Here is a 24,408-nt window from a genome sequence, read left to right as displayed (position 1 = left end):
CCGGTCGCCGGTCGATCCGGCGGATCCGGTCGGGCGTCGCGCCGGCCGTCGTGAGTGCGCCGCCTCCGCACGACGTCCATCGACCTGATTGACACCGATCCAGCCGATCTGTGAATCGGCTCGGACCTGATCGACCCGGATGCCCCGGTCGCCCATGGCGGACCGGGGCCGGGTCGCCAATTGACGATCAAGAATCCGACACGCCAGTGAGGACATCGTGACCGTTACTCTGGGCATGCCCGCCGCTCCGCCCCGCCCGGTCGGAACCCGGCGGGTCAGCCGGCAGATCCACGTGGGCAACGTGCCGGTCGGAGGTGACGCCCCGGTCTCCATCCAGTCGATGTGCACCACGCTGACCTCGGACGTCAACGCCACCCTGCAGCAGATCGCCGAGCTGACCACCGCCGGCTGTCAGATCGTGCGGGTCGCCGTTCCGAGTCAGGACGACGCGGACGCCCTCGCGGCGATCGTGCGCAAGTCGCCGATCCCGGTGATCGCCGACATCCACTTCCAGCCGAAGTACGTGTTCGCCGCGATCGACGCGGGCTGCGCCGCGGTCCGGGTGAACCCGGGCAACATCAAGCAGTTCGACGACAAGGTCGGGGAGATCGCGCGGGCCGCCAAGGGCGCCGGCACCCCGATCCGCATCGGTGTCAACGCCGGGTCGCTCGACAAGCGCCTGCTGGAGAAGTACGGCAAGGCCACCCCGGAAGCGCTCTGCGAGTCGGCGCTGTGGGAGTGCTCCCTGTTCGAGGAGCACGACTTCCGCGACATCAAGATCTCGGTGAAGCACAACGACCCAGTGATCATGATTCAGGCCTACCGGCTGCTGGCCCAGGCCTGTGACTACCCGCTGCACCTCGGTGTCACCGAGGCCGGCCCGGCGTTCCAGGGCACCGTCAAGTCGGCGGTCGCCTTCGGAGCCCTGCTGGCCGAGGGTATCGGCGACACGATCCGGGTCTCGCTGTCGGCTCCTCCGATCGAGGAGGTCAAGGTCGGCGCGGCGATCCTGGAGTCGCTCGGGCTCAAGGAGCGGCGACTGGAGATCGTCTCCTGCCCGGCCTGTGGCCGGGCTCAGGTCGACGTCTACACCCTCGCCAACGAGGTCAGCGCCGGCCTCGAGGGCATGGAGGTGCCGCTGCGCGTGGCCGTCATGGGCTGCGTCGTGAACGGCCCGGGCGAGGCCCGCGAGGCCGACCTCGGCGTTGCCTCCGGCAACGGCAAGGGTCAGATCTTCGTCCGTGGCAAGGTAATCAAGACGGTCCCCGAGGCGCAGATCGTGGAGACTCTGATCGAGGAGGCCATGCGAATCGCGGAGGAGATGGAGGCTGACGGCGCGGCCTCCGGTACGCCGTCGGTGTCTGTGGCCTGACAACGGGAAGGGCTGGATGGGTCTGCCGCTTCGCTCCACTCCGACCAGGCTGCTCGATGACCGGGATCTTCCCGCGGTCACCGAGCTGCTGAGCCGCAACCCGGTCGCGGACGTGTTCGTCGCGTCGCGGGTGGCGGCGTGTGGCCTGGATCCCTGGCGCCTGGGCGCCGAGGTCTGGGGGCACACGGTCGACGGCACCCTCACAGCCCTGTGTTACTCCGGCGCGAACCTCTGGCCCGTGGGGGCGGGCCCGGACTCGGCGAAGCTGTTCGCCGAGCGGGCCCGCCGCCAGGGGCGCCGCTGTTCGTCGATCGTCGGCGTCGCTTCGGCGGTCGCCGCGATGTGGCGGCATCTGGAGCCGGTGTGGGGCCCGGCCCGGGAGATCCGCGGCGAGCAGCCTTTACTCGCCATCAACGACGAGCCCAGGATCGCGCCCGATCCCGGGGTCCGCCAGGTCCGGCCAGATGAGCTGGACATCCTGCTCCCCGCCTGCATCGCGATGTTCACCGAGGAGATCGGGGTCTCGCCGGTCGGTGCCGACGGTGGCGCGCTCTACCGCTCCCGGGTCGCCGAGTTCATCGGGCAGCGGCGGTCCTTCGCCCACATCGAGAACGGCCGGGTGCTGTTCAAGGCGGAGCTCGGTGCCGTCGCGGGGAACGTCTGCCAGATCCAGGGCGTGTGGGTTGACCCGGCGCTACGCGGCCGCGGCCTCGGCGCCGCCGGTACCGCCAGCGTCGTCGCGCTGGCCCGGGCGATGTTCGCCCCGGTCGTGAGCCTGTACGTGAACGACTTCAACCACGTCGCGCGCCGCGCCTATGAGCGTGTCGGCTTCGAGCGCGTGGGCACGTTCGCCTCGATCCTCTTCTAGCGCGGACGTCCGGGCTGAGCCCGGCTCTCACTGCGACTGCCATGTCGCGCCATTTCCGCGCCACTTCCGCGCCGCGTCGCGTGCACGGATCCCTTACTCGCGCCGTGGTGGTCGACGCGTCCTCCTCCAGCACCTGAAATTGCCGGATCGTGGTCGTTCGATCACTGATCGTCGCACTTTTCGGTATCCGTGTTCATTGCTGTGGCGCTATCGCCCTATCTCTGGCATCCTTACCTTCTCGACGTAATCAATCGACAAGACGCATTCGATCGAGTTTGTTAGACGATCGGGTGTGTGGGAGAGGGTACGGAACGTGATGAAGCCCCAGGGTCTGTGGCGCAGGTTCGTGCCACTGGTTGCTGCCAGTGCGCTAGCGCTGACGGTGGCCGCCTGCTCGGGCGACGACGGGGGGTCGGAGTCCGTGGCGGCGTCCGGGGAGGTCACCGGAACCCTGCGGCTCGGGTACTTCCCGAACCTCACCCACGCCCCGGCACTGGTCGGCGTCGAGCAGGGCACCTTCGCCAAGGAGCTCGGCTCCGGAGTGAAGCTGGCGCCCTCGACGTTCAACTCGGGCACGCAGGAGGCGGAGGCGATCCTCTCCGGCGCGATCGATGCCGGCTTCATCGGTCCGAACCCGGCCGTCAACACCTTCATCAAGTCCAGGGGCGAAGCCATCCGGATCGTCTCCGGGGTGACCTCCGGCGGTGCGGCGCTGGTGGTGAAGCCGGAGATCACCTCGGTCGACCAGCTTCGCGGCAAGACGCTGGCCACGCCGAGCCTCGGCAACACCCAGGACGTCGCGCTGCGCTACTTCCTCAAGAAGAAGGGCTTCGAGACCGACACCAAGGGCGGCGGCGACGTCTCGATCCGCCCGCAGGACAACTCGATCACCGTCGACGCGTTCAAGTCCGGTGCCATCGACGGCGCGTGGGTGCCCGAGCCCACCGCGTCCAGGCTGGTCTCGGAGGGCGGGCACGTCCTGGTCGACGAGGCCGACGAGTGGCCCGAGACCGACGGCAAGTTCGTCACCACCGTCCTGCTCGTCCGCACGGACTACCTGAAGAAGAACCCGGAGATCGTCGAGCGGCTGATCACGGCGAACATCAACGTGATCAAGCAGCTGAACGACGACCCGGCCGCCGGGCAGGCCGCCGCGAACGAGGCGCTGAAGAAGCTCACCGGCAAGCCGCTCGCCGACGACGTCGTCTCGTCCGCCTGGAAGGGCCTGACGTTCAGCCCGGACCCGGTCGCGAAGTCGCTGTTCACCTCGGCCGCGCACCAGGAGGAGCTCGGGCTCATCAAGGACCCCCAGCTCGACGGGATCTTCGACCTCTCGGTCGTCAACAGGATTCTCGCCGACGCGGGCGAGCCGGCGGTCGCGGACAAGTAGCCCACGGGCGCGAGAGCACAGGCAGGTAACGGAGCGGGTGCCGTGGCGGCCACATGGCCGCGACGACACCCGCTCTGGCGCACCACACATCCCGAGGGGAGCAAGCGTTGAGCGTTCTCACGACGGGCGCGGCGCTGCGGATCGACGGCGTCAGCCGGGTCTTCGGCGGCGGCGCAGGCCAGGTCCGCGCACTGGACGACATCACGCTGGATGTCCGGCCCGGTGAGTTCGTCTGTCTGCTCGGAGCATCCGGCTGCGGCAAGTCGACCCTGCTCGGGCTGGTGGCCGGCCTGGACCGGCCCACGACGGGCACGGTCGACACCGGAGGGCGCCGGGTCGGGATGATGTTCCAGGATTCGGCCCTGCTGCCCTGGCTGACCGCCGGGGGCAACGTAGAGGTGCCGCTGAAGCTGCGCCGGATGCCGAAGGCGGGCCGGGAGGCGAGAGTCCGCGAGCTGCTCGCGATGGTCCGCCTCGCCGGGCAGGCGGACCGGCGTCCGCACGAGCTGTCCGGGGGCATGCGCCAGCGGGTCAGCCTGGCCCGGGCGTTCGCCCAGGAGGCCGACATCCTCTGCATGGACGAGCCGTTCGGGGCGCTCGACGCGATGACCCGCGACCTCCTCCACGACGAGCTGGAGCGGATCTGGCGGGAGACCGGCATCACCGTCCTGTTCGTCACCCACGACGTGCGGGAGGCCGTGCGGCTGGGTGACCGGATCGTCCTGCTCTCCTCCCGTCCCGGCCGGGTCGCGGAGGTCTTCGACGTCGCGATCGACCGCCCGCGCCGCATCGATCAGCCCCAGGTCTCCGAGCTGGCCGCCGCCGTGACGGCACGGCTGCGAGAGGAAGTCGCCCGTCATGGCCACTGACACCGACACCGGCGTGCCGTCGCTCCGGACGCCGGGCCGGACGCCGGGCCGGACGTCGGACGGGACGTCGGACGGGACGTCGGACGGGACGTCGGACCAGACCCTGGCGGGCCTCGACGCGCTCGACATCCCGGTGGGTGAGCAGCGTCCGCTGGCGCGCCGCACATGGTCCGCGACGTGGCCGAAGGTCGCCGCGTTCGCGCTGTTCCTGCTGCTCTGGCAGGCGGTCGTCTGGTCGGGCTGGAAGCCGACCTACGTGCTGCCGGGCCCCGACGAGGCCCTGCCCGAGTTCTTCAGCCAGCTCGGCACCGCCGACTTCTGGGACGCGCTCGGCCGAACCCTCAGCCGTGCCGGCCAGGGCTACGCGCTCGCGGTGGTCATCGGCGCGGCTGTCGGGCTCGCGGTCGCGCGCTTCGCGCTGCTGCGGACCGCGGTGGGGTCGTTCATCACCGCGCTGCAGACGATGCCGTCCATCGTCTGGTTCCCGCTCGCGATCCTGCTGTTCCAGCTCAGCGAGTCGGCCATCATGTTCGTCGTCGTGCTCGGGGCCGCCCCGTCGGTGGCCAACGGTGTCATCTACGGCGTCGACTACGTCCCGCCGTTGCTGGTCCGGGTCGGGCGCAGCATGGGGGCGAAGGGCTTCGCGCTCTATCGGCATGTCGTGGCCCCGGCGGCGCTGCCGTCGGTGCTCGCCGGGCTCAAGCAGGGCTGGGCGTTCGCGTGGCGCAGCCTGATGGCCGGCGAGCTGATCGTCATCGTCCCCGGCCATCCCTCGATCGGCGCCAACCTGCAGAACGCCCGCGACCTTTCGGACACCGTCGGTGTCATGGTGTCCATGCTGACGATCTTCGTCGTCGGCGTGGTCGTGGATGCCGTCTTCAACGCCCTCGACCGGCGGATGCGGCAGCGAAGAGGCCTGCTGGCCGAAGGCTCGGCCGCGGTCAAGGCGGCCCGTGGGCCCCGGCGACCCGGCCCGGAGGCGGTCGCTGGGCCGGGTGCCGAGCCGGGTGCCGAGCCGGGTGGCGGGCACCTGCCGGCACCCGCCGGCGGCGCGGAGGGCCCGTCCGGTACCGGGGTCTGACCGGCCGCCGTCGCGCGACCTGGGCTGCCCGGCCACCCAGGTCCGCGGGGCCACCGAGCGCCGCTTGGCGCTGCGGGCTGCAAGATAGTGCCATGCAGATCTCCGCCCGGGCCGACTACGCACTGCGGGCCCTGCTCACGCTCGCTGCCTCGGACGGCAACCTCGTCAAGGGGGAGACCCTCGCCTCGGCACAGGACCTCCCCCTGCGTTTCCTGGAAAACATCCTCACCGACCTGCGGCGCAGCGGCCTCGTGCAGAGCCGCCGCGGTGCCGACGGCGGCTATCAGCTCTGCCGCCCTGCGGAGGACATCACGATCGCCACGGTGATCCGGGCGACCGACGGCCCGCTGGCCAGCGTCCGCGGCCGTCCGCCGGAGACCGCGCACTACGAGGGCGCGGCCAAGCATCTCCAGGACGTCTGGATCGCGACCAGGGTCAACCTGCGCCGGGTGCTGGAAGCCGTGACCCTCGCCGACGTCGCCAGCGGGAAACTGCCGGACATCGTCTGTGAGCTGCGGGAGGATCCGGACGCATGGACCACCAGATAGGCAGGGGCCACCACATGGCCAGAGGCCACCGGACGGCCGCGGGCCACCACACAGCCGTGGGGTACCAGACAGTCGTGGGGCGCCAGACAGTCGCGGGCCGCCGGCCAGCCGTGGGCCAGCAGCCAGTTCGGTGATCGGGTGGCCTTCTCGTGGTTCACACAGGGCACCGACCCGGCTGTCGGCCGAGCCGTCGACCCGGCTGCCGGCGGGGCTTCGGRCCCGAACGGCGGAAGGCCGCTCGAAGCCGTGGTCTTCGACTGGGGCGGCACACTGACGCCGTTCCACGACGTGGACCTGCTCGACCTGTGGCGAATGGCCGCCATCGAGATCTCGCCGGCGCACGCGGATGAGATCACCGCGATCCTGGCCGGGCTGGAATCAGCCTGGTGGCGGGGCCGGGAGGGCGCCGACGGGCTGTCCGGGAACGGTGCCCAGGACGGGATGACCGGCTCGGTCACCGAGCTGCTCGCCGAGGCCTCGGCCCGGCTGGGGGTCGACGTGGCCGCCGCGGTGCTGCAGGCCGCCACCCGTCGTGACCTGGCGGCGTGGACCCCGCACACGATGTGCGACCCCGAGGCGTTGCTGCTCGTGCACCTCGTTCGCGCCCGTGGCCTGCTCGTCGGCCTGCTGACGAACACCCGCTGGCCACGGCTGTGGCACGAGCGGCTGCTGGAGCGGGACGGCCTGCTCGGCCTGTTCCACGCGCGGGTCTACACCAGTGATCTTCCGTTCGACAAGCCGCATCCGATCGCGTTCCAGGCTGTGCTCGACGCGCTCGGGCTGGTGGATCCGTCCCGTGTTCTCTTCGTCGGCGACCGCGTGCAGACCGACATCCGTGGTGCCCGAGCCGCCGGCATGCGCACCGTCCTCGTCTCGGATGGCCGGGGCGGTCTCGGACCGGGCGGTCTCGGACCGGGCGGTCTCGGAGCGGGCCGGACGGAGCTGGCCGGACCGGCCCGCCCGAATCCGTTTGCCGATCCGATTCCTCGGGATGACGAGGGACGTGCCGGGGGACAGCGGCCTGTCGCCGCGGACGCGGTCATCGCCCGGCTCGGACAGCTTCTCGACGTCCTCGACGCGTTCGGGGCGGCCAGGCCGGGGACGCCGCCACCGCGCTGATTCCGGACGCCCGCCGTCCGACGACCAGCATTCGTCGACCAGCCTCCGTGCGGCGATCGGCTCCGTGCGGCGAGGGGCTCCGTGCGGCGAGCGGGCAGCGCTGCCGGATGCCTGCCTGCCGAGCGGCCGCTCAGCGGCCGGGAAAGGCTGCGGTCACGGACGCCGGGGCGACACCGGCGGCGAGCCGGGCTCGCTGCCCCCGCAGCGTCATGGCGACCAGTGTGTCGACGGCCATCTCCCGGTCGGCACCGGTGAGAACGTCCACCGCGGCGAGGGCGGAAACGGCTGACTGGTCCTCGATGCGGGCGAGGAGGTCGAGTGATCCGGCGATACCCGCGGGCTCGACCGGCAGCTGATAGGCGGCGAGCGCCGGGGGAGGCGTCGCTCCGCGTGTTCTCAGCATCGCGACCAGGGAGTCCCGCAGAGCCCGGTGATCGTCGAGGGCGGTCCGGGCCAGATCCCGAGCGGGGCGGGCCGCGTCGCCCAGCGGGGCGAGTACGCCGCCCGCCGCGGCGGCCGCGTAGACGGCGGCGTGCGCCGAGGCCAGCATCGACGACAGTGCCCTGGCCTGCGGGTCGGGTGCCCCCGAGGCCGCGACCCCGGTGGTGGCGGTCACCGGGCCACCGTCGGCTGCGCCTTGCCGATGAGCTCCGCGTGCGCCGACTCGGCGGCGCACAGGCTCGCCAGCAGCCCCGCCAGGCCCGTGCTCGCGGTGAGGCAGCCGGCCCGGTGCGCGGCGGCGGTGGTGCCTTCGAGGGCCGCGAGGGTGGTGAGCGTGGCGGCCTGCGTCTCGGATGTGTCCGCTGGGGCCGCGGTGTTCGGCACAGGATCCCCGGTGGACGTCGTGGGTGCTGTCGCCGCTGCCGCGGATGTCGCGGACGCCGCGGATGTCGCGGACGCCGCGGATGTCGCGGATGTCGCGGATGTCGCGGACGCGCCGACGCCGGGCAGCCCGAGGGCGGCCAGATCGCTGGCATGGTCGGCGTGATGTGCGCGGATCGTGCGCAGTGTCGTGGCGAGCCCGGGATGGCGGCTGATCGCGGCGTCGTAGGCGGTCAGCAACTCGGCTTCCCGCTGGTGGGCAGCAGCGGCGGCCGCGACGTCGGCCGGGTTCGCCGTCGGCGTCGGGGCCACCGGGTCCGAGCCGGTGCAGCCGGCCGAGGCGAGAAGGACCGATGCTCCGGCGCCGACCAGCGGGACGGCGGCCAGGATCGCCCGGCGCGACGGACCGGAACCGGCTGCTGTGGGCACGGCAGGCAGCTTCGCACATGGGCGGCCCGGTGCCGGCTCCGCGGTCGCACCGCCGGTCCGGTCCGGTCGCCGGACCGGCCCGAAATTGGAGAGGCCCGTCGGCAGACGTAGGCTAAGGATCTCGACTGTGTGACGCTCGACGCTTGACCCGGCGGGCGCGCGCACGCGGGGCGACAGCGCGTCGGGGCTGGCGACAGTGCATCTGGGCTGGCGACAGTGCATCGGGTCCCCATCGCGTCCGGGCGGCATCCGGGGCGAGGGCGCATCCGAGGGTAATGTGGCTGCTTTTGCGCCGCCGCGGTCGGTCGCCGGTGGAACAGGCCGCGGGCAGAGGCGCCGCGTCGGTGGGGGAAGGGACAGGCTAGGTGGCTAGGGCGGGAAACTCCGGCCGGGCGGAGGTCCGTCGGCCGACGGCGTCGTCCCGGGGTACCGGCAGGGCACAGACCGCCGGCGGGTCGCCGGCCGCAGGCGAGAGCCGGGCGGCGGCGGACGCCATCCGCGCCCAGCTGCGCGGTCGGCTCGAGCCAAGGCTGGCCGCGGCGGGTTTCGATCTCGAGGATGTGACCGTCGCGCGGGCGGGTTCGCGCAGTGTCGTCCGAGTCGTCGTCGACCGCGACGAAGGTATCGATCTTGATGCGGTCGCGGATGCGAGCAGGATCGTCTCGGCGGCTCTCGATGAGGACGAGCAGGGCTCCGCGGCCGAGCCGGGCGATGCGGCGGGTGCCCGCCCGCCGTCGGGGTCCGGCGCCGGTCCGCTCGGCGGGCCCTACGTCCTTGAGGTGACCTCGCCCGGGGTCGATCGCCCGCTGGTGGAGCCGCGGCACTGGCGTCGTGCGGTCGGCCGGCTGGTGCTCGTCCGCCGCGCTGACGGCAGTGAGGTCGAAGGCAGGGTGCTCTCCGCCGGTGACGATGGTGCTGATCTGGCGATACCGACCGGCGTCGCTCGCCGTGGCCGCCCGGCGCGCACCCGGCTGGAGCGCGTCGTCTACAGCACTGTCACCCGGGCGACGGTGCAGGTCGAGTTCGGCGCGCCCGCCGGCTCCGAACCTGGCGGTTCGGGTGAGAACGAGGGCGAGGCCGCGACCGGATCGCATGCCGCGGACCTGGAGCCCGAGATCGAGGACGTCGACGATGTCGATGACCTTGATGACGTCGAGGACCTTGACGACTTCGAGGACGTTGAGGACCTCGACGACTCCGATGCCGCCGACGAGGCTGTCGAGCACCTCGGCGCGGACGGTGCGGATCCCACCGACGGGACAGCGGACACCGACGGGACAGCGGAAGATCATGATGCCGTGGGCGCGGAAGCGGGCCGCGGCGGCCGGAACAGCAAGGAGATGAACCGGTGAAGCTCGACGTCGCTGCGCTGCGGGGAATCGAGCGCGAGAAGGAGATCGCCTTCGACACGCTCGTCGAAGCGATCGAAACCGCGTTGTTGACCGCCTACAAGCACACCACCGGCTCCGCTGACGATGCTCGGGTGGTGATCGACCGGACCAGCGGTGAGGTGGCCGTCTTCGCCCGCGAGAGCGCTCCGGACGGCACCTCGCGCGAGTGGGACGACACGCCCGCGGACTTCGGTCGGATCGCGACGATGACCGCGAAGCAGGTCATCATGCAGCGTCTCCGGGAGGCGCAGCAGGAGGTGACCTACGGCCAGTACGCCGACCGGGAGCATGAGGTCGTCTCCGGGGTGGTGCAGCACCACGAGCAGCGTGCGGGCTCCCGGGTGGTGCTGGTCGACCTCGGCACGGTCGAGGGCGTGCTGCCACCGGCCGAGCAGGTGCCCGGTGAGCGGCTGGAGCACGGCGACCGGATCAAGTGCTACGTCGTGCATGTGTCGCGAGGAGCCCACGGCCCGACGGTCACCCTCTCGCGGACCCACCCGGAGCTGGTGAAGGGGCTGTTCCGGCTCGAGGTTCCCGAGGTCGCCGACGGCACGGTCGAGCTCGCGGCGATCGCGCGCGAGGCCGGCCACCGCACCAAGATCGCGGTGCGTTCGAAGGCGCCGGGGGTGAACCCGAAGGGCGCGTGCATCGGGCCGATGGGGAGCCGGGTGCGCGCCGTCATGGCGGAGCTGCACGGCGAGAAGATCGACATTGTCGACTGGTCGGCGGATCCCGCGGCGTTCGTCGGCAGCGCGCTCTCACCGGCGAGGGTCTCGAAGGTCGAGGTCACCGACCTGGCGAATCGTTCCGCCCGGGTTGTCGTGCCTGACTACCAGCTGTCGCTCGCCATCGGCCGGGAAGGGCAGAACGCCCGGCTCGCGGCGCGGCTCACCGGTTGGCGGATCGACATCCACTCCGACACCGAGGGGAACCCGGACCGTGCGGACCAGCCAACCGGGGACGCCACGCCCCGGCACAACGGATCCGGGACAGGGCCGCGGAGGTCCTCCACGGCGGGGGGCCACTCTCGGGGCGCAACGGGATAGACTTATCATGGCGCGCCGTGCGGAGCCGACTCCTCATGTGTCCCCAGCCCGAACCGCGATCTCCGGTAGCACGATCTCCGGAACCGCGATCCCGGTAGGGCCGGTTCGTACCTGTGTCGGTTGTCGGGCCCGGGTGGCGCGGTCGGACCTGTTGCSTATCGTCGTGGTAGGTGGGGAGCTCCTCCCGGATGTTCGCCACCGGATGCATGGTCGGGGTGCGCATGTGCACCCCGATCCGGGCTGCGTCGATCTCGCGGAGCGCCGCAAGGCGTTCCCGCGGGCGCTGCGGGTTCCCGGGCCGCTCGGGCTGAACCAGGTCAGGGCGTACCTGGAACTGCGCACGCGCAACACAGGCATGTAGAACAGTGGTACGGGCTACACGCGCCAGCATGGAGTCCGGTGTGACAGCGGAGCGGTACCCGTTCCGGAGGTTTCGGTTCGGGTGGCTCGCGCCGGAAGGCGACGCCAGATCGACGTCGACAGGGAAGCAGGTCGAGACAGCGATGACCGCGCAGTGAGAACGCAGCCATGATCACGACCAGCAGGTAACGAGGTCACGCGGGCATGGACCGCGGGCCGAACGAAGGAGCACCGTGGCAGGAAAGGCCCGCGTACATGAGCTCGCGAAAGAGCTCGGCGTCGACAGCAAGACCGTGCTCGCCAAACTGAAGGATCTCGGCGAGTTCGTTAAGTCCGCCTCGTCCACCGTCGAGGCACCCGTAGTCCGCAAGCTCAAGGAAGCCTTCCCCGCGGAAGGCTCCGCCTCGCCCGCACGCCCCGGCCCGCGGCCTGGTAACGGCGCTCGGCCGACCCCGCCGCCCCGTCCGGGTCCGATGCCCGGTCGTCCCGGCCCGCGGCCCGGCCCTGCCGGTCGCCCCGCTCCGGGTGCTCCGGGCGCTCCGGGTCGTCCTGGCCCGATGCCCGGCATCGCGAGGCCGTCGGCGCCGGCGGCCACGCCGCCCGCGGCGCAGCCCCCGGTGGCGCAGCCGCCGGTCGCCCCGCCGTCCGCGCCGCTTCCCCAGCATCCCCGCCCCATCGCGGCGTCAGCAGCCCCGCCTGCGGCGCCGTCCGCGCCTGCCGCGCCGTCCGCGCCAGCCACCCCGCCCGGCGCTTCGGCGCCGCGTCCGGGCCCGGCTGGCCCGACGGCCGGCGGTCCCCGGCCCGGCCCGGCTCAGCCTCGCCCGAGGCCCGGCGGTCCCGGCGCGGGTGGCGGTCCTCGCCCTGGCCCGCGGCCCGGTCCCCGGCCCGCGGGTGCGGGTAACAACCCGTACACCACTCCGTCGGCAGGCCCGCGTGCCGGCTCCGGCCAGGGCGGTTCGCCCTCGGCGCCGCCGCGTCCCGGTGCTCCGCGCCCGGGTGGCCCGCGCCCGGGTGGCCCGCGCCCCGGCGGCCCGGGTGGTCCCGGTGGTCCGCGTCCGTCGCCGAACCAGATGCCGCCGCGTCCCGGTGGCTCCGGCGGTGGTCCCGGTGGTCCGCGTCCGTCGCCGAACCAGATGCCGCCGCGTCCCGGTGGCTCCGGCGGCCCGCGCCCGAACTCGAACATGTTCCAGCCGCGTCCGGCGGGCGGTGCTCCCGGCCGTCCCGGTGGCGGCGGTGCTCCCGGCCGTCCCGGTGGCGGTGGCGGTGGCCCGCGTCCCGGTGGCGGCGGTGGCGGCTTCCGTAGMGGCGCCCCCGGTCGTCCCGGTGGCGGCGGCGGTGGCGGCGGTGCTCCCGGTCGTCCCGGTGGCGGCGGCGGTCCCGGTGGCGGCGGGCGTCCGGCTGCCGGTGGTCGTGGCCGCGGCGGAACGACGGCCGGTGCCTTCGGTCCCGGCGGTCGCGGGCGTCCCGGCCGGCAGCGCAAGTCCAAGCGCGCGAAGCGGCAGGAATGGGAGAGCGGGCTTGAGGCGCCGCGCATGGGGGCGATGGTCCCGCGCGGCAACGGCCAGGCGATCCGGCTTCCTCGCGGTGCGTCACTCGCCGACTTCGCGGACAAGATCGACGCGAACCCCGGTGCGCTGGTCCAGGTGGTCTTCACCCAGCTGGGTGAGATGGTCACGGCGACCCAGTCCTGCACGGACGAGACGCTGCAGCTGCTTGGTGTGACGCTGGGCTACGACGTGCAGATCGTCAGCCCCGAGGACGAGGACAAGGAGCTCCTGGAGAGCTTCGACCTCTCCTTCGGCGGCGAGTACGGCGACGACATCGAGCTCTCGGCCCGGCCCCCCGTGGTCACGGTCATGGGTCACGTCGACCACGGAAAGACCAAGCTGCTCGACGCGGTCCGCTCGACGGACGTCGTCGGCGGCGAGGCCGGCGGCATCACCCAGCACATCGGTGCCTACCAGGTGCGGGCGACCGTCGACGGCAACGAGCGTCCGATCACCTTCATCGACACTCCGGGTCACGAGACCTTCACCGCGATGCGTGCCCGTGGTGCGCAGGTGACCGACATCGTGGTCCTCGTGGTGGCGGCGGATGACGGTGTGAAGCCGCAGACGATCGAGGCGTTGAACCACGCCCAGGCGGCCGGCGTGCCGGTCGTGGTCGCGGTGAACAAGGTCGACAAGGAGGGCGCGGACCCGGCGAAGGTCCGCGGCCAGCTCACCGAGTACGGCCTGGTGGCGGAGGAGTACGGCGGCGACACGATGTTCGTCGACGTGTCCGCCCGTAACCGGACCGGTATCGACGAGCTGCTCGAGGCGGTCGTCCTGACCGCTGACGCCTCCCTCGACCTGCGCGCGCCGACCGGTACCGAGGCTCAGGGTGTGGCGATCGAAGGTCGCCTCGACCGTGGGCGCGGCCCGGTGGCGACCGTGCTGGTCCAGCGCGGAACCCTGCGGGTCGGCGACTCGGTCGTCGCCGGCGAGGCCTTCGGCCGCGTCCGGGCGATGCTCGACGAGAACGGCGCCCAGGTGGCGGAGGCCGGCCCGGCCCGGCCCGTGCAGGTGCTCGGTTTCACCAGCGTTCCCGACGCCGGTGACAACTTCCTCGTCGTGCCCGAGGACCGGGTCGCCCGGCAGATCGCGGAGCGCAGGCAGGCCCGCGAGCGCAACGCCGAGCTGGCGCTGAGCCGTGGCCGCCCGACGCTGGAGTCGATCCTCGAGCGGATGAAGGAGGGCGAGAAGACCCAGCTCAACCTCATCCTCAAGGGCGATGTGTCGGGTTCGGTCGAAGCCCTCGAGGACGCTCTGCTCAAGATCGATGTCGGCGACGAGGTCGGCCTGCGGATCATCGACCGCGGTGTCGGTGCGATCACCGAGACCAACGTCATGCTGGCGTCGGCCTCGGAAGCGGTCATCATCGGCTTCAACGTCCGGCCGCAGGGCAAGGCGACGGAGCTGGCCGACCGCGAGGGTGTCGAGGTCCGCTACTACTCGGTGATCTACCAGGCCATCGAGGACATCGAGAACGCCCTCAAGGGCATGCTCAAGCCGGTGTACGAGGAAGTTCAGCTCGGCACCGCCGAGGTGCGCGAGGTCTTCCGCGTTCCTCGGGTGGGCAACGTCGCCGGTTCGCTCGTCCGTTCCGGCATCATCCGCCGCAACACCAAGGCCCGGCTCATCCGGGACGGTGTCGTGGTCGCGGACAACCTCACCGTCGAGTCGCTCAAGCGCTTCAAGGACGACGCGACCGAGGTTCGCGAGGGCTACGAGTGCGGTATCGGTCTCGGGTCGTTCAACGACATCAAGATCGATGACGTGATCGAGACCTTCGAGCAGCGGGAGGTTCCCCGCACCTGATCCGACGAAGCCGGTGCCGGTCGAACCCGTATACGCGGGTTCGACCGGCACCGGGACGTCGCCCGACAGGTCGCGGAAAGATCATGTGGATCGGGAGTCTGACACTGGACATCCTTCTCGGGAACGTGCATTCCCTGAAGGAGAAGCGGTCGGTGGTTCGGCCGGTCGTCGCGGAGCTTCGCCGGCGGTTCGTCGTCAGCGTCGCGGAGACCGGGAGCCACGATCTGCACCGTCGAGTCGAGATCGGGGTCGCCGTCGTGGCCGCGGACCGGGCGCACTGCGCGGACGTGCTCAGCGCCTGCGAGGACCTGGTGGCCGGGCGCCCTGAGCTGGAAATTCTCTCGGCGCGGGTGCGCTACCTGTCCGATCAGGATGCCGACGGCATGACCTGCTCGGAGACAGCCCTGTCCTAGGACGCCTCCGGGCGGTCATCCAGGCTGCTGGCGCATCTCCGCCGCGGTCCGCCTGCCCGGAGCAGCCGAGTAGGCAGTGACCCGGGGTAGGTAGGAAATGGTGGGTGTCGACCGTGGTCAGGCCGGGCACCGTGGTGTCCGCCGCCCAGGTCGACCGGGTGAGTGAGGGAGGTGGACGGTGGCTGATCCGGCTCGTGCGCGTCGATTGGCGGTACGCATCCGTGAGGTGGTCGCGTCCACGCTGGAGCGCGGTGTCAAGGACCCCCGTCTCGGGATGGTGACCATCACGGACGCCCGGGTGACGCCGGACCTGGTGGACGCGACGATCTTCTATACGGTCTACGGCGACGACGAGGCCCGGCAGGCCTCGGCCGCGGCGCTGGAGTCGGCCAAGGGCATGCTGCGCAGCCAGGTCGGTCGGGCGACCGGCGTCAAGGTCACCCCGACGTTGACGTTCGTGCACGACCGGCTGCCGGACGACGCGCGGCATCTGGAGGACCTGCTCTCCGTGGCGCGCCGGCGCGACGCGGAGCTGGCCCTGGCCCGGCAGGACGCCCAGCCCGCGGGTGAGCCGGACCCCTACCGCCGGCCCCGTGAGATCGACGATCTCGACCTCGCCGACGCCGGCGCTGATGCCGACACCTTCGCGGACGGGCTGGACGAGGACGATGCCGGGAACGCCGTCGTCGGCTTCGACGAGGTCGCCGGGGAGGACCGCGAGGCCGTGCGCCGGGAGTCGGCGTCATGACCGTCATGTCCGCGGGAACGGGCCCGATGGGCGCTGGTACCGGGGACACGGACCGCACTGGTGCCGCTGCCACTGTCGGTGCGACCGCTGCTGCCGGTGCCGGTGCTGGCGCGGTCGGCGCCGGCGAGGCCTTCGGCGCGGCGGTCCGGGCATTGCGCTCGGCCGCGGACACGGGTGCGCCGGTGCTGTTGCTGGCGCATGTCAACCCGGACGGTGACAGCCTCGGGTCGGCCATCGCGCTGGGCCTGGCGTTGCGCCGCCTGGGCGCACGACCGCGGGTCTCGTTCGACGCGGAGCCGTTCGTCGTCCCTCGTACGCTGCGTTTCCTTCCCGGTCAGGATCTGCTCGTCGCGCCGGGCGACCTCGACAGCCTCGGCACCGCCGCGGCACTGGTGGTGACCCTGGACGTCGGCAGCGAGGAGCGGCTGGGCCGGCTGTCGCGACGGCTCGCCGGCGCACGGTCCCTCGTCGTGGACCATCACGCCTCGAACACCCTCTTCGGAGAGGTCAACTTCGTCGATCCGGAGGCGGCGTCGACCAGCGTCCTGGTCACCCGGATCATCGACGCGCTCGGGGCGGAGCTCGACCGGGACATCGCCGCGGCGGTCTACACGGGCCTCGTCACGGACACCGGCTCGTTCCGCTTCGCGGCGACGACGCCCGCGGTCCACGAGCTGGCTGCCCGGCTGCTTGCCACCGGGATCCGCCACGACCAGATCTGCCGCACGCTGTGGGACACCCACCGGTTCGGCTATCTCAAACTGTTGGGCCAGACCCTGGAACGGGCGCGGCTCGAGCCGGAGCTCGATCTCATCTGGACCTGGTGCACCGAGTCCGATCTGCGCCTGGCCGGGATCGGTTACGACGAGATCGAGGCCGTGATCGATACCGTGCGTACGGTGTCGGAGGCCGAGGTCGCGCTCGTGTGCAAGCAGGACGGCGGGATCTGGAAGCTGTCGGTGCGCTCCAAGGGCGCGGTGGACGTCGGTGCGTTGTGCACCACGCTCGGCGGCGGCGGGCATCGCTTCGCCGCCGGGGTCTCGTCCTCGGAGTCGTTGGCGGCCACGATGGACCGGTTCCGCGAGGAGCTCGTCCACGCCCCGCGGCTGAGCCGGTGAGCGACACGCCACCGCCCGCACCACCAACGCCGCCCGCGCCGCCAACGCCGCCCGCGCCGGCCACTCCGGCGACTCCGGACGGGCTCGTCGTCGTCGACAAGCCGGCCGGCTGGACGTCGCACGACGTCGTCGCCCGCTGTCGGCGCCTGCTGCGGACCCGGCGTATCGGCCACGCCGGGACTCTTGATCCGATGGCGACCGGTGTGCTCGTGCTGGGCGTCGGGCGCGGTACCAGGCTGCTCGGCCATCTGGCCCTGACGGCGAAGGTCTACGAGGCCACGATCAGGCTCGGGCGGACCACCACGACGGACGACGCCGAGGGCGAGCCGGTCGCCGACCGGCCGGTCGAGGTCGGCGCGGGCGAGCTTGCGGCCGGGATGGCGGCGCTGACCGGTGTGATCGACCAGGTTCCGTCCAGCGTCAGCGCGGTGAAGGTCAACGGTGTACGGGCCTACGCGCGGGTCAGGGCCGGCGAGGACGTGGTGCTGGCGGCTCGGCGGGTCACCGTGAGCCGTTTCGAGCTGCTGGCCCGTCGTGGGACCGACCTGGACGTCGTCGTGGCCTGTTCGAGCGGCACCTACATTCGTGCTCTCGCGCGTGATCTGGGCGCCGCGCTCGGCTGCGGCGGCCACCTCACGGCGCTGCGCCGCAGCGAGGTCGGGCCGTTCGGCCTGGCGGCCGCGGTCGGCCTCGACGAACTGGCCGAGCGGGGTCCCGCGGCGGTCGTCCCACTGGGAGCGGCGGTCGCGGCGGCGTTCCCACGCCGCGATGTCGATCTCGATCAGGCGCGTGATGTCGCTCACGGTCGATGGTTGCCTGCGCTAGGTCGTTCCGGCCCGTATGGCGTCTTCGGGCCGGACGGTGCGGTCCTGGCGTTGTTCGAGGATCGAGACGAAACAGCCCGGCCCGTCGTCGTGTTCGCGCCGGCGTAGGCGTTCGACTCGGCGCGCAACGGCCCGTCGGCACGGTCCCCGATGGCCGCCGCCGTGGTCACCCCGTTGCCCCGAACGGCGATCGAAGATCGACTCGCGATGCCCTAGGCTTCGGCAGGTGCGACGTTGGCGCGGAGTGGAGAACACCCCCCAGGACTGGCCGGGGGGAGTCGTCACCATTGGCTTCTTCGACGGTGTTCACCTGGGGCACCGCCGGATCGTGGGCAGGGCGGTCGAGCTCGCGCGCCAGCGCGGGCAACGGTCGACGGTGCTGACCTTCGACCCGCACCCGGCGGAGGTTCTCCGTCCCGGCACCCATCCCGCCCAGCTGACCACGCTGCGGTACAAGGCGGAGCTGCTGGCCGCGATCGGCGTCGACGCGCTGTGCGTCGCCCCGTTCACGCTGGAGTTCAGCCGGATCCCGGCGGAGGAGTTCGTCCGCCAGGTTCTGGTGGGGCGGCTGCGCGCGACCGCCGTGGTGGTGGGGGAGAACTTCACGTACGGCCACCGGGCGCTCGGCAATGTGGAGAGCCTGGCTCGCGACGGGCAGGCGGAGGGCTTCGAGGTGGAGGGCATCGGGCTCGTCCGCGCGGACGAGAAGGTGCTCTCCTCGACCGAGATCCGGCGGCGGGTGGCCGCTGGGGACGTCGAGGGCGCCGCGGCGGCGCTGGGGCGGCCGCACCGGGTGGAGGGCGTCGTCGTGCACGGTGACGCGCGCGGCAGGACGATCGGCTACCCGACGGCGAACCTGCAGTGCGCGCCGTGGTCCGCGATTCCTGACGACGGCGTCTACGCTGGTTTCGCGAGCTGGTCCGACCAGCGCCGGGCCGCCGCGATCTCGATCGGGACGAACCCGACGTTCGAGGGGCGGGACCGCCGGGTCGAGGCGTTCCTGCTGGACTTCGACGGCGACCTTTATGGCGAGTACATGACCTACGAGTTCACCCGCAGGTTGCGTCCCACTCTGCGGTTCGACTCCGTCGACGAGCTTGTCGAGCAGATGGGGCGAGATGTGGACGCGACCCGGTCGRCCACCCTGCCCGTCTGACAGTGAGGCTTTTCCGTCGCACGGTCCCCGATCGAGGAGGCCGCGGGTCCGCGTCGACGACGGAAAGCGCTCGGTCGGTGTCCGGGCGGCCCGCCAGGGGTTGATAGGCTTGCCCTTCAAGCGGGAGCGGTGTGTCCGGTGACGGCGTGCCGAATGGTTGGCTCGCGGCGGTTGCTGATGGTTCACAGCTTGTTTTGCGTGGTGCACCTGGTGGTGCCCGGTCCACTGCGGGGGAGCCCTGCGGTGGAGACACTGCGGTGGAGACACCGAGGGTGGGGCCGGGTGCAGGTGGTGGTGCGCAGCGTGGCTGATGGCGCTCAGCTGTCGTCGAGGTCCGGCGATCGTAGGGGCGGGTTCGGTGTGGTGCCGATGGCCCCGGGGGTCGGTGGGCGTGGGGCGACGGTTCGCCAGGCCTACACCGGCAGGAGGCTCGGGTGCAGAAGACCCCGGGCGCGCGCCGTCCCAGACGAGGAACGAGGTGGAGCGTGCCGCTCTCAAGCGACGTCAAGCAGAAGATCATGTCGGACTACGCCACGGTCGAACGGGACACGGGTTCGCCCGAGGTCCAGGTGGCGATGCTGACCCGTCGCATCAGTGACCTGACCGAGCACCTGAAGGTCCACAAGCACGACCACCACAGTCGACGCGGGCTGCTGCTGCTCGTCGGGCGCCGGCGCCGCCTGCTGAACTACCTGGCGAAGACGGACATCAACCGCTATCGCGCACTGATCGAGCGACTCGGTCTGCGTCGATAGCAAACAAGAGGGAGCGCCCGGTGGCGCTCCCTCCGGCGCATCCGGGGTAGATACCGGGGCGTCGGGCCGCCGGCGGCGATCGGGCCGCCCGGCGGCCGCAGGACCTGACCGGGTCCGCGCGGCATGAGTCGCCGGTCCTCGGTCGTGGCCGCCCGAGCGGTGCCAGCGGTAGCGGTGCCGGGCCCGGGAGACTTCGACTGAGCACCGGCATCCTCGATGGCGCGGGCACGGCCCACGAAGAGGATGGAGTATCGAGTGGACGACTCGACACAGGCGGCCGAGGCGGTCATCACGACGCCGGCCGGGCCCCGCACGGTGCGGTTCGAGACCGGCCGGCTGGCCCGGCAGGCGGCCGGTTCGGTGGTCGCCTACCTGGGCGACACCATGGTCCTCTCGGCGACGACGGTGAGTCGGTCGCCGAAGGAGCAGCTGGACTTCTTCCCGCTCACGGTTGACGTCGAGGAGCGGATGTACGCGGCGGGGCGCATCCCCGGTTCCTTCTTCCGCCGGGAGGGCCGCCCCAGCGAGGACGCGATCCTCACCTGCCGGCTCATCGACCGGCCGCTGCGGCCCTCGTTCGCCAAGGGGCTGCGTAACGAGATCCAGGTCGTCGCGACGGTGCTGGCGCTGGACCCGGAGACCCTCTACGACGTCGTCGCGATCAACGCGGCGAGCGCGTCCACGATGCTGGCGGGGCTGCCGTTCAGCGGCCCGATCGGGGCGACCCGGGTCGGTTTCGTCGACGGTGAGTGGATCGCCTTCCCGACCCACGCCGAGCTCGAGCGCGCGACGTTCGACATGGTCGTGGCCGGCCGGGTGCTGGAGGACGGCTCCGACGTCGCGATCATGATGGTCGAGGCGGAGGCCACGCCGGGAACGGTGGGCCTGCTCGCGGGCGGTTCGCCTGCGCCGACCGAGGAGGTCGTCGCGGCCGGTCTGGAGGCCGCGAAGCCGGCGATCCGCGAGCTGTGCCGGGCCCAGAGCGAGCTGGCGGCCGGCACGGCCAAGCCGCAGCGCGACTTCCCCCTGTTCGTCGACTACCACTCCGACGTGCTGGAGTCGCTGACGGCGGCGGTCGGCGAGGAGCTGGCGGCGGCGCTGCGCATCGCCGGCAAGGCCGAGCGTGAGGCGGAGCTGGAGCGGGTCCGCGTGCTGGCCGTGGAGAAGGTCTCCGGCCAGTTCGAGGGGCGCGACAAGGAGATTGGCCCGGCCTACCGGGCGCTGACCAAGAAGCTGGTCCGTTCCCGGATCGTCGCGGACGGCGTGCGCATCGACGGCCGTTCCACCACCGAGATCCGAGAGCTGTCGGCCGAGGTCGACTACATTCCGCGGGTGCACGGCTCGGCCCTGTTCGAGCGGGGCGAGACGCAGATCCTCGGCGTCACCACGCTGGCGATGCTCCGGATGGAGCAGACCGTCGACACGCTCAACCCGGAGCGCACCAAGCGGTACATGCACAACTACAACTTCCCGCCGTACTCCACCGGTGAGACGGGCCGGGTGGGCTCGCCGAAGCGGCGCGAGATCGGCCACGGCGCGCTCGCCGAGCGGGCCCTGCTGCCGGTGCTGCCGGACCGCGAGGAGTTCCCCTACGCGATCCGCCAGGTCTCCGAGGCGCTGGGCTCCAACGGCTCGACCAGCATGGGCTCGGTGTGTGCCAGCACGCTGTCGCTGCTGAACGCCGGTGTGCCGCTCAAGGCGCCGGTGGCCGGCATCGCGATGGGGCTGATCCAGGAGGGCGACACGTTCGTCACCCTGACCGACATCCTCGGAGCCGAGGACGCCTTCGGTGACATGGACTTCAAGGTCGCCGGCACCCGTGACTTCGTGACGGCGCTGCAGCTCGACACCAAGCTCGACGGCATCCCCGCCTCGGTGCTGGCCGGTGCGCTGCAGCAGGCGCGGGCGGCCCGCCTGACGATCCTGGAGGTGATGGCCGAGGCCATCGGCGCGCCGGACGAGATGTCCACGCACGCGCCGCGGGTCATCTCGGTGAAGATCCCGGTCGACAAGATCGGTGAGGTCATCGGGCCCAAGGGCAAGATGATCAACCAGATCCAGGCGGACTCCGGCGCCGAGATCACGGTCGAGGACGACGGCACGATCTACATCGGCGCCGCCGACGGGACGTCCGCCGAGACCGCCCGTTCGGCGATCAACGCGATCGCCAACCCGCAGATGCCCGAGGTCGGCGAGCGTTACCTCGGTACCATCGTGAAGATCACCAACTTCGGTGCCTTCGTCTCGCTGACGCCGGGCAAGGACGGCCTGCTGCACGTCAGCAAGCTCAAGCAGCTCGCGGGCGGCAAGCGGGTGGAGAAGGTCGAGGACGTGCTGTCGGTCGGCCAGAAGCTGCAGGTGGAGATCACGGAGATCGATGCCCGGGGCAAGATCAGCCTGGCGCCTGGCGCGGAGGCCGTTGACGCGGTTGCCGCCGAATCCTGAGTCACCCCTGTGTCCGCGGGGGTCCTCCTCCTGACAGGAGTGTTGTGACGGAGACGGATCTGTCCACGTCCGACGAGCGCACGCCGGCTCCGCGCGGGTCGGAGGTCACCTCCGCCCCGTCGCCGGTCCGTGTCGCCGAACTGCTCGCCGCCGGATCCGGGCCCGAGGAGCTGCTGGCCGGCACCGTGCGCCGCACGGTGCTGCCCGGCGGCCTGCGGGTCATCACCGAGAAGGTGCCCGGTGTCCGGTCCGTGGCCATCGGCGTCTGGGTGGGGGTCGGCTCCCGCGACGAGACCCCGCTGACCGGCGGCTGCTCGCACTACCTGGAGCACCTGCTCTTCAAGGGCACCCCGAGCCGGGACGCACTGTCGATCAGCGCCGCCATCGAGGCGGTCGGCGGCGACCTGAACGCGTTCACGGCGAAGGAGTACACCTGCTACTACGCCCGGGTCCTCGACTCGGACCTGGACCTCGCCGTCGACGTCGTCTGTGACATGGTCGCCAACTCGCTGGTGACCGCGGACGACGTCGAGGCCGAGCGTGGCGTGATCCTCGAGGAGATCGCCATGCACGAGGACGATCCCGGCGACGTCGTCCACGACGTCTTCGCCGACGCGGTCCTCGGGTCCTCGGTGCTGGGCCGGCCGGTGCTGGGCACGGTCGACACGATCGGGGCCCTCGGCCGGGAGACGATCTTCGACTACTACCGGGAGCGCTACGCCCCGCCGTCGCTCGTGATCTCGATCGCCGGGAACCTCGAGCACGACCAGGCCCTGGACCGGGTGGTCCGGGCGTTCTCCGACCACCTCGGCGGGTCCGCGCGGCCGCAGGACGTCCGCCGCGGCCAGTATCCCTTCCCGCCGCCGCCGGGCATCGTCGTGGACCGGCGGCCCACCGAGCAGGCGCATGTCGTGCTCGGCACGGTCGGTCTGTCCCGGCACGATCCGCGGCGCTACGCGCTCGGGGTGCTGTCGACGGCGCTCGGGGGCGGCATGAGCTCGCGGCTGTTCCAGGAGGTCCGGGAGAAGCGGGGCCTGGCGTACTCGGTCTACTCGTTCGACAACCAGTTCGCCGACGCGGGCCTGTTCGGGGTCTACGCGGGCTGCACACCGGGCCGGGCCGACAACGTGCTGGAGATCTGCCGCGAGCAGGTGCACCAGATCGCCGAGCACGGCATCACCCAGGAGGAGCTCGACCGCGCCCGGGGCCAGAACCGCGGGGGCCTCGTGCTCAACCTGGAGGACACCGGGTCGCGGATGAGCCGGCTGGGCAAGAGCGAGCTGGTGCACGGCGAGCTGCTGTCGGTGGACGAGGTGCTCGCCCGGGTCGAGGCTGTCACCCTGGACGATGTGCGGGCGCTCGCGGGCGAGCTGGTGGACCAGCCGTGGGCGCTGGGCGTCATCGGCCCGTTCGACGACCACGATTTCAGCGCCGCCGTCGCCCGCTGACCACGGCGTGGCGCGTGCAGGACACCTGGTGCCTGCAGGACACATGAGGGGCATGAAGTGATCGCTGTCGGTGTGCTCGGATCCCGGGGCCGGATGGGTGCCGAGGTGTGCCGGGCTGTTCGCGAGGCTCCCGATCTGGAGCTGGTCGCCGAGATCGACGCCGGTGACGACCGTTCCGGGCTCGCGAAGGCCGACGTGCTGGTCGACTTCACCCACCCCGACGCGGTGATGGACAACCTGCGGTGGGCGGTGGAGAACGGCGTCCACTCGGTGGTCGGCACGACCGGCTTCGACGACGACCGCCTCGCCACCGTGCGCGGCTGGCTGGGCCCCGATCCGTCGGTCGGGGTTTTCGTGGCCCCGAACTTCGGTATCGCCGCCGTTCTGATGATGCTCTTCGCGGCCCGGGCGGCGCCCTACTTCGAGTCCGTGGAGATCGTCGAGCTGCATCATCCCGGCAAGGCCGACGCGCCCAGCGGGACGGCGCGCCGCACCGCCGAGCTCGTCTCGGCCGCCCGGCGCGCGGCCGGGCAGGACCCGGCGGGTCCGGACGCGACGACCTCGGCCCTCGACGGGGCCCGTGGTACCCGGGTCGCCGGCGTCCCGGTCCACGCGGTCCGGCTCGGCGGGCTCGTCGCGCATCAGGAGGTCCTGCTCGGTGGTTCCGGGGAGACCCTGACCATCCGGCACGACTCGTTGGACCGGGCCTCGTTCATGCCGGGTGTGCTGCTCGCGGTGCGCCACGTCGCCGATCACCTGGGTCTCACGGTGGGCCTGGAGGCCCTGCTGGACCTCGGCTGACCGGTACGGGCGTGGGTGTCGCGAAGCCGTCACCCAGTCCGCTCTC

Annotated in this window: 22 protein-coding genes; 20 read left to right on the top strand and 2 right to left on the bottom strand. The window is 71.8% G+C overall.

Going from position 1 to position 24,408, the window contains the following annotated elements; translation table 11 throughout:
• Positions 1–217: 217 nt before the first annotated feature.
• From ispG to CcI49_RS13210, 7 genes are all read left to right on the top strand, one after another.
• Positions 218–1,372: a flavodoxin-dependent (E)-4-hydroxy-3-methylbut-2-enyl-diphosphate synthase gene (gene ispG, locus CcI49_RS13240; RefSeq protein WP_054564986.1), complete on the top strand. Its 1,155-nt coding sequence runs from the start codon at positions 218–220 to the stop codon at positions 1,370–1,372.
• A 16-nt stretch (positions 1,373–1,388) separates the two neighbouring features.
• Positions 1,389–2,240, top strand: a complete 852-nt coding sequence (locus CcI49_RS13235; RefSeq protein ID WP_076826784.1) for a GNAT family N-acetyltransferase — start codon at positions 1,389–1,391, stop codon at positions 2,238–2,240.
• A 316-nt stretch (positions 2,241–2,556) separates the two neighbouring features.
• Positions 2,557–3,630, top strand: a complete 1,074-nt coding sequence (locus CcI49_RS13230; protein ID WP_054564984.1) for an ABC transporter substrate-binding protein — start codon at positions 2,557–2,559, stop codon at positions 3,628–3,630.
• Between the two features lie 107 nt (positions 3,631–3,737).
• Complete coding sequence (locus CcI49_RS13225; RefSeq protein ID WP_076826781.1) at positions 3,738–4,499, top strand: ABC transporter ATP-binding protein; 762 nt, start codon at positions 3,738–3,740, stop codon at positions 4,497–4,499.
• Positions 4,489–5,580 (top strand): ABC transporter permease, encoded by a 1,092-nt coding sequence (locus CcI49_RS13220; RefSeq protein ID WP_076826778.1) that lies wholly within the window; start codon positions 4,489–4,491, stop codon positions 5,578–5,580. Before CcI49_RS13225 ends, CcI49_RS13220 begins: the two co-directional genes overlap by 11 nt.
• 92 nt (positions 5,581–5,672) lie before the next feature.
• Positions 5,673–6,128: an Rrf2 family transcriptional regulator gene (locus CcI49_RS13215; RefSeq protein ID WP_006545460.1), complete on the top strand. Its 456-nt coding sequence runs from the start codon at positions 5,673–5,675 to the stop codon at positions 6,126–6,128.
• A 138-nt stretch (positions 6,129–6,266) separates the two neighbouring features.
• Positions 6,267–7,247 (top strand): HAD family hydrolase, encoded by a 981-nt coding sequence (locus CcI49_RS13210; protein ID WP_076826776.1) that lies wholly within the window; start codon positions 6,267–6,269, stop codon positions 7,245–7,247.
• Between the two features lie 130 nt (positions 7,248–7,377).
• On the opposite strand, the gene CcI49_RS13205 is transcribed toward CcI49_RS13210, so the two are convergent.
• Together CcI49_RS13205 and CcI49_RS13200 are read right to left on the bottom strand one after the other, a co-directional pair.
• Positions 7,378–7,863, bottom strand: a complete 486-nt coding sequence (locus CcI49_RS13205) for a DUF4439 domain-containing protein (protein WP_198955518.1) — start codon at positions 7,861–7,863, stop codon at positions 7,378–7,380.
• On the bottom strand, positions 7,860–8,498 hold the full coding sequence (locus CcI49_RS13200) for a hypothetical protein (protein WP_241840043.1): 639 nt from the start codon (positions 8,496–8,498) through the stop codon (positions 7,860–7,862). Before CcI49_RS13200 ends, CcI49_RS13205 begins: the two co-directional genes overlap by 4 nt.
• A gap of 365 nt (positions 8,499–8,863) precedes the next feature.
• Between CcI49_RS13200 and rimP the strand changes: the two genes are divergently transcribed.
• The 13 genes from rimP (at position 8,864) to dapB (ending at position 24,362) form a co-directional block, all read left to right on the top strand.
• Positions 8,864–9,850 carry a ribosome maturation factor RimP gene (gene rimP, locus CcI49_RS13195; protein WP_076826774.1) on the top strand — a complete coding sequence of 329 codons (987 nt, stop codon included), beginning with the start codon at positions 8,864–8,866 and terminating at the stop codon, positions 9,848–9,850.
• Positions 9,847–10,935, top strand: coding sequence for a transcription termination factor NusA (nusA, locus tag CcI49_RS13190; protein ID WP_076826771.1), 1,089 nt, complete (start codon positions 9,847–9,849; stop codon positions 10,933–10,935). Before rimP ends, nusA begins: the two co-directional genes overlap by 4 nt.
• Positions 10,936–10,942: 7 nt before the next feature.
• Positions 10,943–11,296, top strand: a complete 354-nt coding sequence (locus CcI49_RS13185; RefSeq protein WP_083749484.1) for a YlxR family protein — start codon at positions 10,943–10,945, stop codon at positions 11,294–11,296.
• 232 nt (positions 11,297–11,528) lie between these two features.
• Positions 11,529–14,654 (top strand): translation initiation factor IF-2, encoded by a 3,126-nt coding sequence (gene infB, locus CcI49_RS13180; RefSeq protein ID WP_076826769.1) that lies wholly within the window; start codon positions 11,529–11,531, stop codon positions 14,652–14,654.
• Between the two features lie 83 nt (positions 14,655–14,737).
• Positions 14,738–15,067, top strand: a complete 330-nt coding sequence (locus CcI49_RS13175; protein ID WP_076826767.1) for a DUF503 domain-containing protein — start codon at positions 14,738–14,740, stop codon at positions 15,065–15,067.
• Between the two features lie 178 nt (positions 15,068–15,245).
• On the top strand, positions 15,246–15,815 hold the full coding sequence (gene rbfA / locus CcI49_RS13170; protein WP_054564976.1) for a 30S ribosome-binding factor RbfA: 570 nt from the start codon (positions 15,246–15,248) through the stop codon (positions 15,813–15,815).
• Positions 15,812–16,933: a bifunctional oligoribonuclease/PAP phosphatase NrnA gene (locus tag CcI49_RS13165; protein ID WP_054564975.1), complete on the top strand. Its 1,122-nt coding sequence runs from the start codon at positions 15,812–15,814 to the stop codon at positions 16,931–16,933. Before rbfA ends, CcI49_RS13165 begins: the two co-directional genes overlap by 4 nt.
• Positions 16,930–17,865 carry a tRNA pseudouridine(55) synthase TruB gene (gene truB, locus CcI49_RS13160; RefSeq protein ID WP_054564974.1) on the top strand — a complete coding sequence of 312 codons (936 nt, stop codon included), beginning with the start codon at positions 16,930–16,932 and terminating at the stop codon, positions 17,863–17,865. Before CcI49_RS13165 ends, truB begins: the two co-directional genes overlap by 4 nt.
• A 118-nt stretch (positions 17,866–17,983) precedes the next feature.
• Positions 17,984–18,913 carry a bifunctional riboflavin kinase/FAD synthetase gene (locus tag CcI49_RS13155; protein ID WP_076826764.1) on the top strand — a complete coding sequence of 310 codons (930 nt, stop codon included), beginning with the start codon at positions 17,984–17,986 and terminating at the stop codon, positions 18,911–18,913.
• A 485-nt stretch (positions 18,914–19,398) separates the two neighbouring features.
• Positions 19,399–19,668: a 30S ribosomal protein S15 gene (rpsO, locus tag CcI49_RS13150; RefSeq protein WP_006543548.1), complete on the top strand. Its 270-nt coding sequence runs from the start codon at positions 19,399–19,401 to the stop codon at positions 19,666–19,668.
• 255 nt (positions 19,669–19,923) lie between these two features.
• A complete protein-coding gene (locus CcI49_RS13145) occupies positions 19,924–22,113 on the top strand; it encodes a polyribonucleotide nucleotidyltransferase (protein WP_054564972.1) in 2,190 nt (729 codons plus the stop codon).
• Between the two features lie 44 nt (positions 22,114–22,157).
• Positions 22,158–23,561 (top strand): pitrilysin family protein, encoded by a 1,404-nt coding sequence (locus CcI49_RS13140; RefSeq protein WP_076826762.1) that lies wholly within the window; start codon positions 22,158–22,160, stop codon positions 23,559–23,561.
• Between the two features lie 57 nt (positions 23,562–23,618).
• Entirely contained in the window at positions 23,619–24,362 is a 744-nt protein-coding gene (gene dapB / locus CcI49_RS13135; RefSeq protein ID WP_054564970.1) for a 4-hydroxy-tetrahydrodipicolinate reductase, read from the top strand.
• Positions 24,363–24,408: the final 46 nt, after the last annotated feature.

The sequence above is a fragment of the Frankia sp. CcI49 genome (assembly GCF_001983215.1).
Taxonomy (GTDB): Bacteria; Actinomycetota; Actinomycetes; order Frankiales; family Frankiaceae; genus Parafrankia; species Parafrankia irregularis.
The sequence above is the reverse complement of the archived record's forward strand: the minus strand, read 5'-3'. Positions and strand labels throughout refer to the sequence as shown.

What these genes read in the sequence shown, in the direction of transcription:
- CcI49_RS13235 (WP_076826784.1), top strand. Translation starts at nt 1,389, where the DNA reads ATGGGTCTGCCGCTTCGCTCCACTCCGACCAGGCTGCTCGATGACCGG.
- CcI49_RS13230 (WP_054564984.1), top strand. Translation starts at nt 2,557, where the DNA reads ATGAAGCCCCAGGGTCTGTGGCGCAGGTTCGTGCCACTGGTTGCTGCC.
- CcI49_RS13220 (WP_076826778.1), top strand. Translation starts at nt 4,489, where the DNA reads ATGGCCACTGACACCGACACCGGCGTGCCGTCGCTCCGGACGCCGGGC.
- CcI49_RS13215 (WP_006545460.1), top strand. Translation starts at nt 5,673, where the DNA reads ATGCAGATCTCCGCCCGGGCCGACTACGCACTGCGGGCCCTGCTCACG.
- CcI49_RS13175 (WP_076826767.1), top strand. Translation starts at nt 14,738, where the DNA reads ATGTGGATCGGGAGTCTGACACTGGACATCCTTCTCGGGAACGTGCAT.
- CcI49_RS13165 (WP_054564975.1), top strand. Translation starts at nt 15,812, where the DNA reads ATGACCGTCATGTCCGCGGGAACGGGCCCGATGGGCGCTGGTACCGGG.